General features: G+C 66.1%; 14 protein-coding genes. 7 read left to right on the top strand and 7 right to left on the bottom strand.

The annotated features are described in order from the left end of the window. Positions 1-27: 27 nt before the first annotated feature. Positions 28-1,557, top strand: a complete 1,530-nt coding sequence (locus tag H0B43_RS12435) for a long-chain fatty acid--CoA ligase (RefSeq protein WP_185727611.1) — start codon at positions 28-30, stop codon at positions 1,555-1,557. A gap of 18 nt (positions 1,558-1,575) precedes the next feature. On the opposite strand, the gene H0B43_RS12430 is transcribed toward H0B43_RS12435, so the two are convergent. The 4 genes from H0B43_RS12430 to H0B43_RS12415 all read right to left on the bottom strand — a co-directional run bounded on the left by H0B43_RS12430 (position 1,576) and on the right by H0B43_RS12415 (position 5,418). Continuing rightward, positions 1,576-2,385, bottom strand: coding sequence for a PaaI family thioesterase (locus tag H0B43_RS12430; protein ID WP_185727612.1), 810 nt, complete (start codon positions 2,383-2,385; stop codon positions 1,576-1,578). Positions 2,386-2,460: 75 nt separating this feature from the next. Beyond that, entirely contained in the window at positions 2,461-3,357 is an 897-nt protein-coding gene (locus H0B43_RS12425; protein WP_144285038.1) for an SDR family oxidoreductase, read from the bottom strand. Between the two features lie 29 nt (positions 3,358-3,386). Next, positions 3,387-4,523 (bottom strand): acyl-CoA dehydrogenase family protein, encoded by a 1,137-nt coding sequence (locus tag H0B43_RS12420; RefSeq protein ID WP_185727613.1) that lies wholly within the window; start codon positions 4,521-4,523, stop codon positions 3,387-3,389. 88 nt (positions 4,524-4,611) lie between these two features. Next, on the bottom strand, positions 4,612-5,418 hold the full coding sequence (locus tag H0B43_RS12415; RefSeq protein WP_144285040.1) for an enoyl-CoA hydratase-related protein: 807 nt from the start codon (positions 5,416-5,418) through the stop codon (positions 4,612-4,614). 350 nt (positions 5,419-5,768) lie between these two features. Here H0B43_RS12415 and H0B43_RS12410 point away from each other — a divergent pair, with 350 nt between their 5' ends. Genes H0B43_RS12410 through H0B43_RS12390 form a run of 5 tightly spaced genes read left to right on the top strand, consistent with a single transcriptional unit; the run spans position 5,769 to position 10,780 of the window. Further along, positions 5,769-7,013, top strand: a complete 1,245-nt coding sequence (locus H0B43_RS12410; RefSeq protein ID WP_185727614.1) for a phosphotransferase family protein — start codon at positions 5,769-5,771, stop codon at positions 7,011-7,013. Next, positions 7,013-7,558, top strand: a complete 546-nt coding sequence (locus H0B43_RS12405; RefSeq protein ID WP_185727615.1) for a hypothetical protein — start codon at positions 7,013-7,015, stop codon at positions 7,556-7,558. The genes H0B43_RS12410 and H0B43_RS12405 overlap by 1 nt, the downstream gene beginning before the upstream one ends. A gap of 36 nt (positions 7,559-7,594) precedes the next feature. Continuing rightward, entirely contained in the window at positions 7,595-8,917 is a 1,323-nt protein-coding gene (locus H0B43_RS12400) for an MFS transporter (protein WP_185727616.1), read from the top strand. A 12-nt stretch (positions 8,918-8,929) separates the two neighbouring features. Beyond that, positions 8,930-9,943 carry a hypothetical protein gene (locus H0B43_RS12395; RefSeq protein WP_185727617.1) on the top strand — a complete coding sequence of 338 codons (1,014 nt, stop codon included), beginning with the start codon at positions 8,930-8,932 and terminating at the stop codon, positions 9,941-9,943. A gap of 42 nt (positions 9,944-9,985) precedes the next feature. Beyond that, positions 9,986-10,780 (top strand): IclR family transcriptional regulator, encoded by a 795-nt coding sequence (locus H0B43_RS12390; RefSeq protein WP_185727618.1) that lies wholly within the window; start codon positions 9,986-9,988, stop codon positions 10,778-10,780. Between the two features lie 71 nt (positions 10,781-10,851). On the opposite strand, the gene H0B43_RS12385 is transcribed toward H0B43_RS12390, so the two are convergent. Beyond that, positions 10,852-11,373: a thioesterase family protein gene (locus H0B43_RS12385; RefSeq protein WP_185727619.1), complete on the bottom strand. Its 522-nt coding sequence runs from the start codon at positions 11,371-11,373 to the stop codon at positions 10,852-10,854. A gap of 45 nt (positions 11,374-11,418) precedes the next feature. On the opposite strand from H0B43_RS12385, the gene H0B43_RS12380 reads away from it, so the two are divergent. Beyond that, positions 11,419-11,970 carry a TetR/AcrR family transcriptional regulator gene (locus tag H0B43_RS12380; RefSeq protein ID WP_185727620.1) on the top strand — a complete coding sequence of 184 codons (552 nt, stop codon included), beginning with the start codon at positions 11,419-11,421 and terminating at the stop codon, positions 11,968-11,970. 51 nt (positions 11,971-12,021) lie between these two features. Here H0B43_RS12380 and H0B43_RS12375 read toward each other — a convergent pair whose 3' ends face one another. Both H0B43_RS12375 and H0B43_RS12370 read right to left on the bottom strand, forming a co-directional pair. Further along, positions 12,022-13,038 (bottom strand): hypothetical protein, encoded by a 1,017-nt coding sequence (locus H0B43_RS12375; protein WP_185727621.1) that lies wholly within the window; start codon positions 13,036-13,038, stop codon positions 12,022-12,024. Further along, positions 13,035-14,306 (bottom strand): MFS transporter, encoded by a 1,272-nt coding sequence (locus tag H0B43_RS12370; RefSeq protein ID WP_185727622.1) that lies wholly within the window; start codon positions 14,304-14,306, stop codon positions 13,035-13,037. The genes H0B43_RS12375 and H0B43_RS12370 overlap by 4 nt, the downstream gene beginning before the upstream one ends. Positions 14,307-14,324: the final 18 nt, after the last annotated feature.

Below are 14,324 nucleotides of genomic sequence, written 5' to 3'. Positions count from 1 at the left end.
CAACGCTGTCTCAGAAGGGAAGTGTGCATGGATCCGATCGGTCTGGCCACGTGGCTGCGTCGCCGCGCCGAGCGGGACGGAGACCGGGCCGCACTCAGCTTCGCCGGTGAGACCCTGTCGTTCGCCGAACTGCAGCACCAGATCGAAGGCTTCGCGGACGTGCTGGCCGCGTGCGAAGTCGGCGCGGGCGACCGCGTGGCCTACGTCGGTTTCAACCACAGCCGGTTCCTCGTGGCACTCTTCGCCACCGCTCGACTCGGTGCGGTATTCGTGCCGCTCAACTTCCGGTTCACGGGTAGCGAACTCGCGCACAATATTCAGGACAGTGACGCCCGCCTGCTCATCGCCGACCCCGCGCACACGTCCCCCGTCGACGACGTGCGCGACGGGCTCGGCGTGCAGCGCTGGCTGCGGATCGGCGAGGGCACGGACGGCTGGGAAGGAATCGACGACCTGCTGGCGCAGCGACCCCGCCACGTCGGCGAAGTCGCCGTCGACGCAGATTCGGCCGCCCTGATCCTGTACACCTCGGGAACGACCGGGCGACCGAAGGGCGCCATACTCACGCACCGGAACCTGTGGACCAACAACGTCAACTGGATGTTGGCGGTGAACTACAACGCCGAGCACGTGGCGCTCACGTCGGCGCCCCTCTTCCATTCCGGCGGAATGTGCGTCATGACGCTTCCGACACTGATGGCCGGTGGCCACGTCGTCGTCCACGAGCAGTTCGACGCGGGGACGCTGCTCGACGATATCGAGCGGTATCGGGTGACATCGCTGTTCATGGTGCCGGCCATGATGCTGTTCGCGAGCAAGCACGAGCGCTTCGACTCAGCCGACCTGTCCAGCGTCCGCATCATCGTCGCGGGCGCCGCGCCGGTCCCGGAACCGATGCTGCGGCTGTACGGGGCACGCGGGATTCCCGTCAGCCAGTGCTGGGGTCTCACCGAGGCGGCGACCGGTGCGACGTTCCTGGGCACCGATCGCGCGCTCGACAAACTCGGGTCCTGCGGCACCGCCGGCATGCTGAACGAGGTGCGACTGATCGACGTCGCCGGAAACGTGGTCACGACGCCGGGCGTGCACGGAGAGCTATGCGTGCGCGGCGACACCGTGACCCCGGGATACTGGAACATGCCGGAGGAAACTGCCGCCGCACTCGGCCCGGATGGCTGGTTGCGAACCGGTGACGTCGCCTACCAGGACGAGGACGGCTATTACTACATCGCGGACCGGCTCAAGGACATGATCATCAGCGGTGGTGAGAACGTCTACCCCGCCGAGGTCGAGAGCGTGCTGTACGGCCACCCGGCCGTCGCCGAGGTCGCGGTGATCGGCGCCCCGGACGATCGCTGGGGAGAACGTGTGGTGGCGGTGGTGGTGCTCGCACATGGAGCGCATCTCGACCTGGAGGAACTCCGGGAATTCGCCGGCGCCGAACTGGCCCGGTACAAGCTTCCCCTCGAATTGCGCATCGTCGACCTTCTCCCGCGGAACACGACCGGGAAGGTCCTCAAGCACGAGTTGCGTGCGATGAGCGGTACCGGCGCCTGACTGTTGGCACGAAGACGGTCACACGCGATGGCACGTGACCGTCGCTGTGGTGCATGTCTTTCCAGACCGATTGCGTCCGGCGATCTGGACGACGGTGAAGGTGCGGCCGCGGTATATCACTCTAGGGGCGAAGGTGATCGGTTCGTTGCCCGGGCAGGGCCGAACGAACGCCATGGCGATCGACGTGGTCTGGAACTCGGCCTCGGGTGCCACGGCGGAGTGGCCGGCGATCTCGGAGGCGCACAGGAGGATCCCGCCGTGGACGTTGCCCAGCGGATTGCGAAGCAATTCCGACGGTTCGAGTTCCAGCCCGGCAGAGGCGTTGTCCCGTCGGTGGTGAGCGCCGAGCAGTTCGATGATCGAGGTCGCGTTCACTCGGGCTGGGATGATATCGACGGGCGCCGAACCCGTTGGCATCTCGGCGTCGACGAAGCGGAGCCGGGCACTTGCGATCGCCACTACCCGTCCGGACTCGTCGACGATCCGCCCACTCGCCAGGCCCCCGTTCGGATCGACGGCGACGACGTCGCTCTCTGCGCGGAGGATCGACCCGTCGAGGGCGGGGCTGCGGGAGAAGTCCAGGTGAAGTTCCGTGGTGACGGACCAGTGCCCGGCCCGGGCGCGGGCGGTGGTCGGGTATCCCGTTACGTCGTCCATCAGCACACCGAGGGCGCCGCGGCACGGCATCCCCCGTTCGTCGGAGAGCCACGGTCCGGTCGTCATCGTGGAGGTGCCGTGGGTGGCGTCGCCGGTGACGGGTGCTACCCGGAACAGTGCTTCGGCACCGGTTGCGATGAATGGGAGTGCGGTGACGTCCTCGATGGTCATGTCTCTCCTGGACAGACGGAGAAGGCCTGCCGACGGACGCGAGTCTCGTCGGCAGGCCTCCCTCGTACGGTGTGGTCAGACGCCGCGCTGCGCCTTCGCGGCTTCGCTTGCGGCTTTGCTCTTTTCCCGGGCGGCGGCCCAGTCTTCGTTGCTCATCGACGTCAGTCCGGCGAAAGTGCCGGGGCCGGCGAGCATCTGGCCGCCGTCCATGGCGATGGTCTGGCCGGTGAGGTAGTCGCAGGCGTCGGAGAGCAGGAAGATGGTGAGGTTGGCGAGTTCCTCCATGGTGCCCATCCGGCCCATCGGCACCTGGTCGGCCTGGGTGGCGCCGACGGCGCTCTTCTCGGTGGGGTTGAGCATCTCCCACGCGTAGTCCGTCGGAATCGGTCCGGGGGCCAGCGCATTGAGGCGGATGCCGTAGCGCGCCCATTCGACGGCGAGCGACATCGTCATCGAGTGCACGGCGGCCTTCGCCATCGCGGACGGGACGACGAACGCGGAGCCGCTCCACACCCAGGTGGTGAGCGTGGACAGGACGACGCCCTTGGTTCCGCCTTCGATCCAGCGGCGGCCCGCGGCGTGGGTGGTGTTGAACGACCCGTTCATCACGGTGGAGGTGACGGCCTCGAAGGCGCGGGGGCTGAGCGATTCGGTGGGGGCGATGAAGTTCGCGGCGGCGTTGTTGATCACACCCGTCAGTGGGCCGTGCAGCGTCCAGATCTCGTCCATCGCGGACGACACGAGTTCGGCGTTGCGGACGTCGACGGTCTGCCAGTGCACCGAGCCCGGTCGGGAGACGGATGCCTCCGCGGCGGCCTCTTCGAGGACGGCGGGCCGGCGGCCCCACAGGTGGACTTCGGCGCCGTGGTCGACGAGGTGGCGGGCGACGCCGCGACCGAGTCCGGTGCCGCCGCCGGTGATGAGCACGCGCTTGCCCGCGAGGGCGTCGGACGCGAAGGGGGATGTGGTCATGCGCTGGTCCTAATGGTCGGGAACGAGGGCTACAGGCCCAGGCTCTTGCTGATGATCTCGCGCTGAATCTCGTTGGTACCGCCGTAGATCGGCGGCGCCAGGGAGCGGCGGACCTGTTCCTCCATGCCGTATTCGCGGGTGTAGCCGTAGCCGCCCATCATCTGCATCGCCTCGAGTGCGGTCTTCTTCGCGATCTCGGTACACCTCAGCTTAGCCATCGAGCCCTCGCGGTTGAGGTTGTCTTCCTCGCCCGCGTCGATCCGCTCTGCGACTTCGTACACGAAGGACTTCGCGAAGGCGATGTCCGTGGCTAGATCGGCGATCCGGTGCCGGATGGCCTGGAAACTGCTGATCTTCTGGCCGAACTGCTCGCGCTCGGTGACGAAGGCGATCACGTCGTCGAGTGAGCGCTGGGCGCCGCCGAGTGCCATTGCTGCGATGATGAGGCGTTCGACGCTGAGTCCCCGCATGAGGTGGCGCCACGCCTGGTTCGGTGTGCCGACGACGGCGCTCGCAGGGACGGCGACGTCGGTGAAGTACAGGTCGTTGCAGGTCCGGGCCTCCATGGTCTTGATTTCGTGAATTTCGAGGCCTGGCGTATCGGTCGGGACCATGAACAGGGTCAGGCCCTGGTGTTTGCTGCCGGTGTTGTCGGTCCGGGCGAGAAGCAGGATGTGCTCGGCGATGTGGGCCGCGGAGATCCATGTCTTCTGGCCGTTGATGACGTAGTGGTCGTCGACCAGTTCCGCCTTGATCCGGACACCACCGAGGTCGGAACCCGCGCCGGGCTCGCTGAGGGCGATCGCCTCGAGCTTGCCTGCGGCCATGTTCCCGACGATGGTGCGCTTCTGCTCCTCGGTGCCGTAGCGCAGGTAGGTCTGAGCTGCCGTGAGGCCGGTGGAATAGGCGGTGATGGGTGCGAGGCCGCGTGCGGATTCTTCGAGGAAGATGCATTCCTCGACCATTCCGGCGCCGCCACCGCCATACTCCTCCGGTAGTGAGACGGCGAGCCAGCCGAGGCCGGCGAACTTGTCGAGGATGAGAGGGCTGTTCGCCAGGGTGCCGCCCTCGGTCAGCAGGTCACGTTGCTGGAGGGTCTTGCATTCGGCGTCGCAGAACTCGCGGACGGCGACCGCGAACTCTCGTTGCTCTGGGGTGAAACGCATGTGGCCTGCTGCTCTCTGTGACGAGTCCTGGGAAGTGAGTTGCCGGACGGCGAGGCGGGAGACAGCCCCGCCGTCCGGAAGTCATGGGTCAGGCGCCGCGGAACTTGGAGAAGTCGGGCTTGCGCTTCTCGTTGAATGCGCTGATGCCCTCGATCGCCTCGGCGGACTCACCGAACAGCTTGAGGGTCGAGTAGGCCATGTTGCCCTGTGCGATGAAGTGCTCGGTGTCGGCGTTGAGGGACTGCTTGAGCACCTTCAGCGACGTCGGCGACAGCTGCAGGATCTCGTCCGCCCACGCCCGGACCTCGGCCCGCAACTGGTCACCGGGCACGACCTTGTTGACCAACCCCCAGTCGAGGGCCTGCTCGGCGCTGTAGCGGCGGCAGAGGAACCAGATCTCCCGGGCGCGCTTCTCGCCGATCGCGCGGGCCAGGTAGCCGGTGCCGAGGCCGGCGTCGAATGATCCCACGCGCGGGCCGTTCTGCCCGAAGATGGCGTGGTCGGCGGCGATGGACAGGTCGCACAGCAGGTGCAGCACGTGGCCGCCACCGACCGCGACGCCGTTGACCGCGGCGATCACGGGCTTGGGCACATCGCGGAGCACGCGGTGCAGCGCCTCGACCTCGAACAGGCCGCTGTCGGACGGGCCGTAGTCGCCCGTCTCCATGCGCTGCTTCTGGTCGCCACCCGAGCAGAAGGCCTTCTCGCCGGCGCCGGTGAGCGCGATCGCTCCGACCTCGGAGCTGCCCCAGGCCTTCTTGAACGACTTCACCAACTCGTCGACCGTCTTCGCGCGGAACGCGTTGTACCGCTCGGGCCGGTTGATCGTGATCCAGGCGAGTCCGTTCTCGACCTCGTACGTCACATCCGTGAAGTCACTCGTGAAGTCACTCATCGACCTGTTGGTCCTTTCGTGTTGCCCGCGGAACGCCAGCCCCGCGAAGTTCTTTTGGTCTTACCTTATGACGAAGGTAGCGCTGATAACGAGCGTTTTCAAGAGGGACGGTGAAGAACTCTGTGACCTGCGCCGATGGTGCGACGTTGGTCTGCAATATCTGTCGAGGACCTGGTTGCCGCAATCCCATCCTCTGCACAGCAGAACCTTCTGTACGTGTGTGCCCGGTCACATTAGTGTTCCGGACGTCGAGGCGACGACCGCCCGACTCGCAAGGCCCAATCTCCCGGAGAGCCGTGCCGTAGCGCTCCGGTCACGGCGTGTCCCGCCATGAGCGTGATGAGGAAAACATGAGTGCAACCATCCACCGGGATCGGCAGATACCCGGACTGATCGCAGACGCCGATCGCGACGCGCCCACGCCCGAGGTCATCAAGGGGCTTCGCGCGCGGTTCCCCACCGAAGCCGAATACGACAGGATGCTGACCCGCAAGATGGAGCGGCGGGCGGGCGACGGGTACCGCAGCTTCGATCTCGGCCTTCTCGCTGCGGCACTCGAGAACATGCTGAGAGACGTACTGCCGTCTTCACGATTCGAAGTGCGGAACGCGCGGTGGCTGACGGGCGGAGCGTCGAAGATCCAGATGGGATTCACCCTCCGGTACGACCACGCTGTGGACGGCGAAGTGACCGAGAACCTCGTTCTGCGCATGGAGCCGCCGGAGTCCCTGAATGCCACCAGCAGGATGCGGGAATTCGAGGTGATCAACGCCCTCGCCGGAACGGTGCCGGTGCCGACCGTCCGATGGGTCGACGAGGACGGGAGGTGGTTCCCGGAGCCGGCGCTCGTCTATACCTGGGTGCACGGATCCGCGAAGCCGAGCCGCGCCCAGAGCCGGATCGCCGGCATCGGCATCAACTTCGGTCCCGAACTCCGCGACGTCCTGGCGCCGCAGTTCGTTGATCTGCTGGCGCGTATTCACACGTTCGATGTCGCGGCAGCCCCACTGGACCACTACGAGATGCCCGCGGTGGGCGGCACCGAGAGCGCCCTGTGGCAGTTGAATCGGGCGAGACGGGTGTGGGAGGAGGACAGAGGCGAATACCTTCCGCTACTCGATGTGGCGGAGGGCTGGCTCGAGGACAACCTGCCCGTCCTCGACCGTGTCAGTCTCGTCCACGGCGACTATCGCGGTGGGAACTTCCTGTTCGACGAGGGCAGCGGATCCGTCACGGCCGTCCTCGACTGGGAGCGCAGCTTCCTTGGCGACCGCCACCGCGACCTGGCGTGGGCGACGCTGTACCCGTTCGGCCACCTGTCCGAGGACGGTGCGGAGTTCCTCGCGACGGGTCTGCTGCCGACCGCCGACTTCTTCGAGCAGTACGAGGCGGCATCCGGCCTCACCGTCGAACCGGACAAACTGACGTTCTACCGGATCCTGAACGAATATCAGTCCGTCGTCACCGCGCTCGGCTCGGCCTACCGCGTCTCGAAGCTCGGGAAGACCCACCAGGACGTCCTGCTGACGGGACTCGAGGCGACCGGATATCTGATGGCGCATCAACTCGGCACGGATCTCGAGGAGGTTCTCTGATGGTGAACAAGTCCGCGAACACATTCGACGCGGCCGCCCGCTCGCTACGCACGACGGTGACACCGGCGCTGGGCGAATCGAACTCGTTGGCCGCCGAGCAGGTGCGGGTCATCGCCGGCGTGCTCGACTTCTACCGCGACCGCGCGCACCACGAGTATCCGCGGAAGCTGTACGAGTTCCGAACGTATCTCGCTCTGGCAGAGCGGCTCAGCGGCTACCGGGAAGTCGATCACGATGCCCGGTCACTGCTCGTGGACGCCCTCGAGGAGGCGCGTACCACCGACCGGCTCGCCGTCCCGGAATACGGACAACTCGACCGGGCGACGGACGAGTTGACACGAGCGATCGCCGGAATCGTCCGATCGGCGCGAACCACGGACCCGGCCTTGGGCGTCGAGGTCGGCCGCGTTGTGCTCGACCAGTCACGACCACTCGTCGAGATGCAGCGGTCGTGGTTCCTGCCCCAGGGTGTCGATCCGGACCCGGCTGCAGTCCCGCCGCTCCGCTCTCTGCTCGGCACCGCCGCCACGTCCCGCGTCCGCTAGCCGACGCACCGTCTGCCCCATGGATCAGGAGAAAGCATGTCATCCGAGGTGATTTCCACCGCCCCCGACAGTACGGTCTCGAAAGACGTGCGTCGGCGCGCGATCATAGCCGCCAGTTTCGGAACTTTCGTCGAGTACTACGATTTCGTCATCTACGGCTACGTGGCGACGTGCATCGCGCAGGCCTTCTTTCCCACGGGGAACTCGTTCGTCAGCCTGTTGCTGACCTTCGGAGCCTTTGCCGCCAGCTTCGTGGCACGCCCCCTCGGCGCGGTGATCTTCGCGCCGCTGGGCGACCGGTACGGCAGGAGAGTCGTGCTCTCCGTCGTCATCACGCTGATGACCCTCGCCACGGCAGGCATCGGTGTGCTGCCCACGTATTACCAGATCGGTGTCGCCGCACCGGTTCTCCTGACAACGCTGCGTCTCGTGCAGGGACTCTCCGCGGGCGGTGAATACGGCGGGGCGACGTCGCTCATCGCCGAATTCGCGCCGCCTTCCCGGCGGGGCTTCTTCGTCGGATTCATTTCGCTGACAGTGGGTGGGGCGATGCTGTTCGGATCGGGAACGGCGATGGCGCTGACCCGGACCCTGTCGCCCGAGGCGATGTCCTCGTGGGGATGGCGATTGCCACTGCTGCTGTCGCTGCCGCTCGGGTTGATCGGCCTCTACATCCGCTTCCGGCTCGAGGAAACCCCGGCGTTCACCGCCCTGTCCAGGGAGGGGCGCGTGCAGAAGTCTCCGCTGCTGACGACGCTGCGACGGGACTACCGTTCGGTGCTCATCGGCATCGGTATCGCGGCGACCAACTCGTGCATGATGGCGTTGTACTTCATTTACATGCCGTCAGCGCTGAAGCAGTTCACGGACTTCTCGGCCGCCGACGCGCAGTTGATCACCTTCGTCGGTCTGGTCGCGTATTGCGTTGCAGTGCTTCCCTTTGCGCGACTGTCCGACCGGGTGGGACGGATCCCTCAACTGCTCGTCTCGTCGGTCACGCTGATAGTGCTGATCTATCCGTCGCTGGTGATGCTGTCGAGCGGTGTGCTTCCACTCGCGGTCGGCGCGATGGTGGTCGTCACGCCCGTCGTCGCCGCGAATATCGCGGCGGTGACCCCACTGCTGTCCGAAATGTTCGCGACCGACACCCGGTACACGGGACTGTCGCTCGGATGGCAGATGGCGACGACCCTCTTCGCGGGCCCCACCCCGATCATCCTGGCGGCACTCGCCGGCCTCGGCGGTGCGACCGTCCCGGCCTACTACGCGATGGCGGTGGTCGCACTCACAGTGATCGCGGGCATTTTCGCCGCCCGTACGGCCGCACGATCCCGAACCCACTCGATCAATCAGAACTGAGGAATGAGAACAATGGCATTTGGCGCCGAGCATTTCGAGTACCAGAATCCCCCTGAAGCAGATCATCTGTGGGTCGAAACGATCCTGTTTCCGATCGTGATACCGGAGGCGAATCTTTACACGCTGATCTACACGAACGTGCGCCCGAGCCTCGGGGTGATGTGGAACCAGGTCATGGTCTGCGGCTCGCTCACCGACACCCGAGCGGAACTGTTGCACTACAACGAGAATCCGCATCTTCCCGCGCCGGCATCGTTCACGCGGATCGATTCGCCGATCGGACTGTCGATCGATGCGGTCGACGCGCCGCGCAAGTTCCGCATCGACTACGTCGCCGACGACGGCACCGAGATCCACGTCGACTGGGTGAATCTCATGGACCCGTTCGACATTCACGATCCGCAGCACAGCCCACAAGCGGGCACGGCCGCCGATATCCACGCCGACCTGGAGCCGGGCGCACGCAAGGTGATCGGACACGGGGACGCCACCGGCCGTGCGACCGGCACCATGATCGTCCGCGGCCGCGAGTACGTCGTGGACTCCATCGAGCGGATGGATCGGAGCTGGGGACCGCGTGACCCCATGAAGGCCGGGAAGCCGAACCACATCGTCTCGGCGACCTTCGGCGAAGACCTCGCCTTCCACATGATCTGCCCCTGGAACCCCGAGGCGGCGAATCCGGACGCATTCCAGCTCTCGCACGGATACGTGATGGACAACGGCGAGGTGTATGGGCTCACCGACGAACTCGAGATGACCAGCACACACCTCGGGATGGTGTGTACCGGCATCGACATGACGGTCACCGACGTGCGCGGGAGGAAGTTCCGACTCCAGGCCACGCCGAACGTCGGGGCGCCCTGGATCGCGGCGCCGACCGCGATGGTGCACAACGCCATGATGCGGTGGACATGCGCGGGCCGCGACGGGTACGGGGTGGTCATGAGTACCCGGCACCTGTCCGAGTTGAACAGGAACTTCGGCCGGTTCCAGGCCGACACCCGCGGGCTTGTCTCCGTCTGAGTGTCCTTCTCGGATGCTGCGACGCCGGACTATCATCCCGGTATGAAGACGAGGCCGATCAGTAAGCCGACTTACATGATCGAGTCCGTGCACAATGCGCTTCTGTTGCTGAACGCAGTCCGCGACCACGGCAGCCTCCGGTTGAAAGACGCCGCCGAGGAGATCGGCGTGGCCGAGTCGACCGCCCATCGGTTGCTCGCCATGCTGATCTACCACGGCTTCGTCGTGCAGGACGAGTCGCGGAGGTACCTCCCGGGGCCGTCGATCGGGGTCGGACCCACCGGGTCGTCCTGGACCCGGACATTCCGCGATGCGTGCCTCGACTCGATGCACGAATTAGCCTCGCTGACGGGGGAGACGGTAAATCTCGTCGTGCGCACCGGCATCGAATCCCGGGTGATCGGAGCCGTCGAGTCGGAGAAACTGCTCAGGGTCGGTAATCGTCAGGGGCATGTTCCACCTGCCCGCACGTCGGCCGGCGGCCGAGTGCTGCTTGCGCAACTCGACGACTGTGCATTTGCGGATCTGTACCAGTCGGACCATGCGCTGTCGGCCGACCGGCTGGCGCCTGCGGAGTTCGCCCTACTGCAGAGGGAATTACGGGCTGTGTCCGAGAAGGGGTACGCAACAGCGGTGGATGCGGTCGAGGTCGGCTTGTCGTCCGTCGCGGTCTGTCTCCGCAACGGTGAGGGGGACGCTCTCGGCGCCCTGGTCGTCGCGTTGCCGACGACCCGCCTCCGGGCCGGCATGGAGGCGGGACTCGTTTCCCAGATGCGCAGAGCGGCAGCGGGAATCGAGTCACGAATCCGTGACCTGAGGCCGTCCGACACCATGTGAGTTGGACACCGACCACGTCATCGACGTGGACCGGGAAGATGCGCATCTGCCCCGAGCGGTCGGAACGACGCTCAGGCCCGGGCCCGGGCGCGGATGCCCATCGCCCCGCAAACGGGGGCGGGCCAGTCGACGTCGGTGCGGGCGACCTCCAGGTCGACCGCACCGGCGACGTCGTCCGCGAAGGGCACCACCCGGCGACTGGTGAGGTCGACGTGGGTGGCGGTGACCTCGAGGGTGCTGGCGAGGCGTTCGGTGGTGTCGTCGACGAGGAACGCCATGGCGTGCACGACCTTGTCGGAGCGTGCGACGATCCGTGCGTGCACGGACACCCGGTCGCCGACGTGCACCTCCGCGTAGTAGCGGATGTGGTGCTCCGCGGTGAAGAACCCCTGGCCGCGGGTGGCGCGGTAGTCGTCGGTGATGCCCATCCGGTCGAACACCTCCGCGATCGCCTGCGCCTCGAGGTCGAAGTAGTGGCGGATGTTCATGTGGCCGTTCTCGTCCTCGTAGGCGGACGGAACGAGCACCGGCCCGCACTCGCGGGGCAGGGCGACCACCTGCAGGTAGGAGGGGATTTCGGCTGGTATCGTCATCGATCCATTATAACGATCGTTCACAACCGGTGCTAGAATGGCGCGGTGGACCGGAACCGGAAGATCCTCGACACTGCCGCAGAGCTGTTCTACGAAAAAGGCTTTCACGGTACGAGTGTCGATGAACTGGGGTCTCGTGCCGGCCTGAGCGGTCCCGCCATCTACCGCCATTTCTCGGGCAAGGACGAGATCCTGGCCACCCTGTTCGACGAGGCGATGGACGAGTTGATCGGCGCCACCGAACCGGTGCTCGAGGATGCGGACGACGATCTGCGGCGGATGATCCGCCACCACGCCCTCTTCGCGGCCCGGCACCGCCATCTCGTGAACGTCAGCCAGCGTGAGGACCGGTCGCTGGTGGATCCGTGGCGGAAGGCGATCAATCGCCGGCGCAAGCAGTACGTCCAGGGCTGGGAGGCTGCGGTGGCGCGGTCGATCCCCGCCGCGTCACCGGCGGAGGTGTCGGTGGCCACCCAGTCGTGCCTGGGCATGATCTTCTCGATCGCGTACTGGCCGGCCAAGGTGACCCGCACGGCCGGTCTGGCCGACCACATGGTCCGGATGGCCAGCGAGGGCCTGGACGCTTTCCGTGAATAGCGCACTGCCCCTGCACTGTCGGAGGGTGCAGGGGCAGTGACACGCGTCGGACTACGCCGCGATGCTGGCGCGGTACGCGTAGGACGAGGACCGCGACAGCGCGAACTCGAAGATCCCGTATCCGGTCTGCCCATTCCAGTCGAACGTGCAGCAGCGGTCGGTCAGGGCCGAGTCGAGAGTCTTCGGCCCCACGGTCCCGTCCAGCGGGTAGACGTCGAACTCCTCGAAGTCGCGGCCACGGACCTTTCCGTGGTGCCCGCCGTAGCCGCCGCCCGCCATGAAGCCGCCGCCGGCCGAGGCGTTCGCGTCGACGCGATAGGTGGCGCCGCCGGCCGTCACGACCTCCACCGTGCCGGAGACGAGGTCGTTGCCCGACGTGAATACCAGGTCGTGCCGGACGTCGGTGATGTCGTCGAGGCGGCCGTCGTCGTGCATGACGGCGCCCTCCAACAGGATCCGTCCGCCATCGCGGTCCTCGACGAGGAGGAATCCGAACGTGCGGTCCGGGAACTGGGCCTGGTACCAGATGTGCAGACCCTGACCCCCGGACATCGTGCGCACCCCGCGGGAGCGGTCCCGCAGGCCGTACCAACCGCCGACGTCCGTTGTGGTTCCGTCGAGGGTGAGAGTGCCTTCGTAGCGACCGGGCTGGAAGAGGTGATCGAACGCGGTGACGTTGCCGTCCGTGTTCTTCACGTCCACCGATCCGAGCCAGTACGGCGCCCGTGCGCGCCAGAGTAGATCCAGTTCGAGTCCGGTCTTGTTCTCGCCTAGCTGAATTCGCCAGGTCGTGTTGTCCTCCACGGTTTCCCACTTCAACGGTCCGACGGAGGCACCGTCGGTGTCGGAGTGCTCGGTGGAGAAGCGGAGATTGCGCTGTTCGGACTCCGTGGTGAGGACGACGAAACCGTCCACGACGTTCCGCGGCGGATAGACGCCCGCACCGAGGATCACCGACGGTGCAGCTGCTCCGTCCGGGTGGAGATTGAACATGAACCGGTCGAAGAACTTCTCCGGCATGTCCTCGGCGGTGCGCGTCACCAGGGCGTCGTGAAATCCGTCGGTCATACGTGCTCCTTCTGTTCTACGGTCTCATTGTCGGCGCCGATCTCGCGGTGGTCCAGCGTGAAGCGGTAGGAACCCATCATCAGCAGGCACGCGATGCCGATGCCGACCAGGACGATGATCGGAAGCGCGCCGGCACTGTAGGAACCGGTGGCGCTGTAGACCTGTCCGAGCAGGAAGATGCCGAACGCCGACCCCTGCGCGTACAGGAAGTAGATGAATCCCAGCACCCGGCCGTAGGAGTGCTTGGGGAAGTACCGGCTCACCATGTAGGCGGCCAGATCGCCCTCGGAGCCCAGACCCAGACCGATGAGGGCGGCGCCGACGAACAGCAGACCGATCTGCGACGACGTGATCATGAGGAAGACCCCGACAGCGCACAGGGCGAAGATGATCGAGCCGATCGCGGGGGCGTAGAACCTGTCCAGCAGGTAGCCGACCAGCAGTCGTGCGCCGACCGACGCGAGGCTCAGCACCGACAGGATGGAGACGGCGGTGCCCTGGCTGATCCCCTTGTCCGTGGTCATGGGCACGATCTGGGACATCAGGCCGAACGTCGCCGACGACACGAAGAAGATGGCGACGGACAGCAACCAGAACTGCCGGTACTTCCTCGCCACGGTCAGCAGCGACTCGCCGGCCATCCGGCCCTGCAGACGCGCGGCCACGCGCTCGGCCTCGTGTTCGGCCGGCATCCGGGTGACGAAGGCGTAGACCGAGGCCGGAATGACCGTGCACAGGGCGCCGATGACCAGGAATGCCAGGCGCCATCCGCCGACGCCGAGCATCCAGTTGGCCAGATACGGCATGAGCACACCGCACGAGCCGAGGCCGGCCATGAGGATGCCCAGTGCCATGCCGCGACGGTCCTGGAACCACGCACTCACCACGGTTGAGTGCGCCACCGGGTTCACGGCGCCCGCTCCGGCGCCGATCACCACACAGAGCAGGTAGAAGACGAGTTGGTTGTTCGGAAGCGCGGCCATCAGCATGAGGCCGATTCCGAACGCCAGCGACATCGGAACCGAGGGAATCTTGGGCCCGAACCGGTCGATGAGGAAGCCCAGGATGACGATGCTGATCCCCACCAGCATCGTTTCGATGGACAGACCGTTGCTGATTACGCTTCGTTCCCAGCCGAACTCCTGGGTCATGGGCTTGCCCAGAATGTTGAACAGGACGTTGACCGCTGTCGTGCCGAACAGCAGAGTCACGAAACCTGTGACGACGTACCACCAGCGGTTCAGGTGCCGCGTGGACGCTGTGCTCATGGGAGCTCCTGTCGATCG

It is taken from the genome of Rhodococcus sp. 4CII (assembly GCF_014256275.1).
Classification (GTDB): domain Bacteria; phylum Actinomycetota; class Actinomycetes; order Mycobacteriales; family Mycobacteriaceae; genus Rhodococcus_F; species Rhodococcus_F wratislaviensis_A.
Note: the sequence above shows the minus strand (reverse complement) of the source record. Positions and strands in the feature narration are given on the sequence as shown.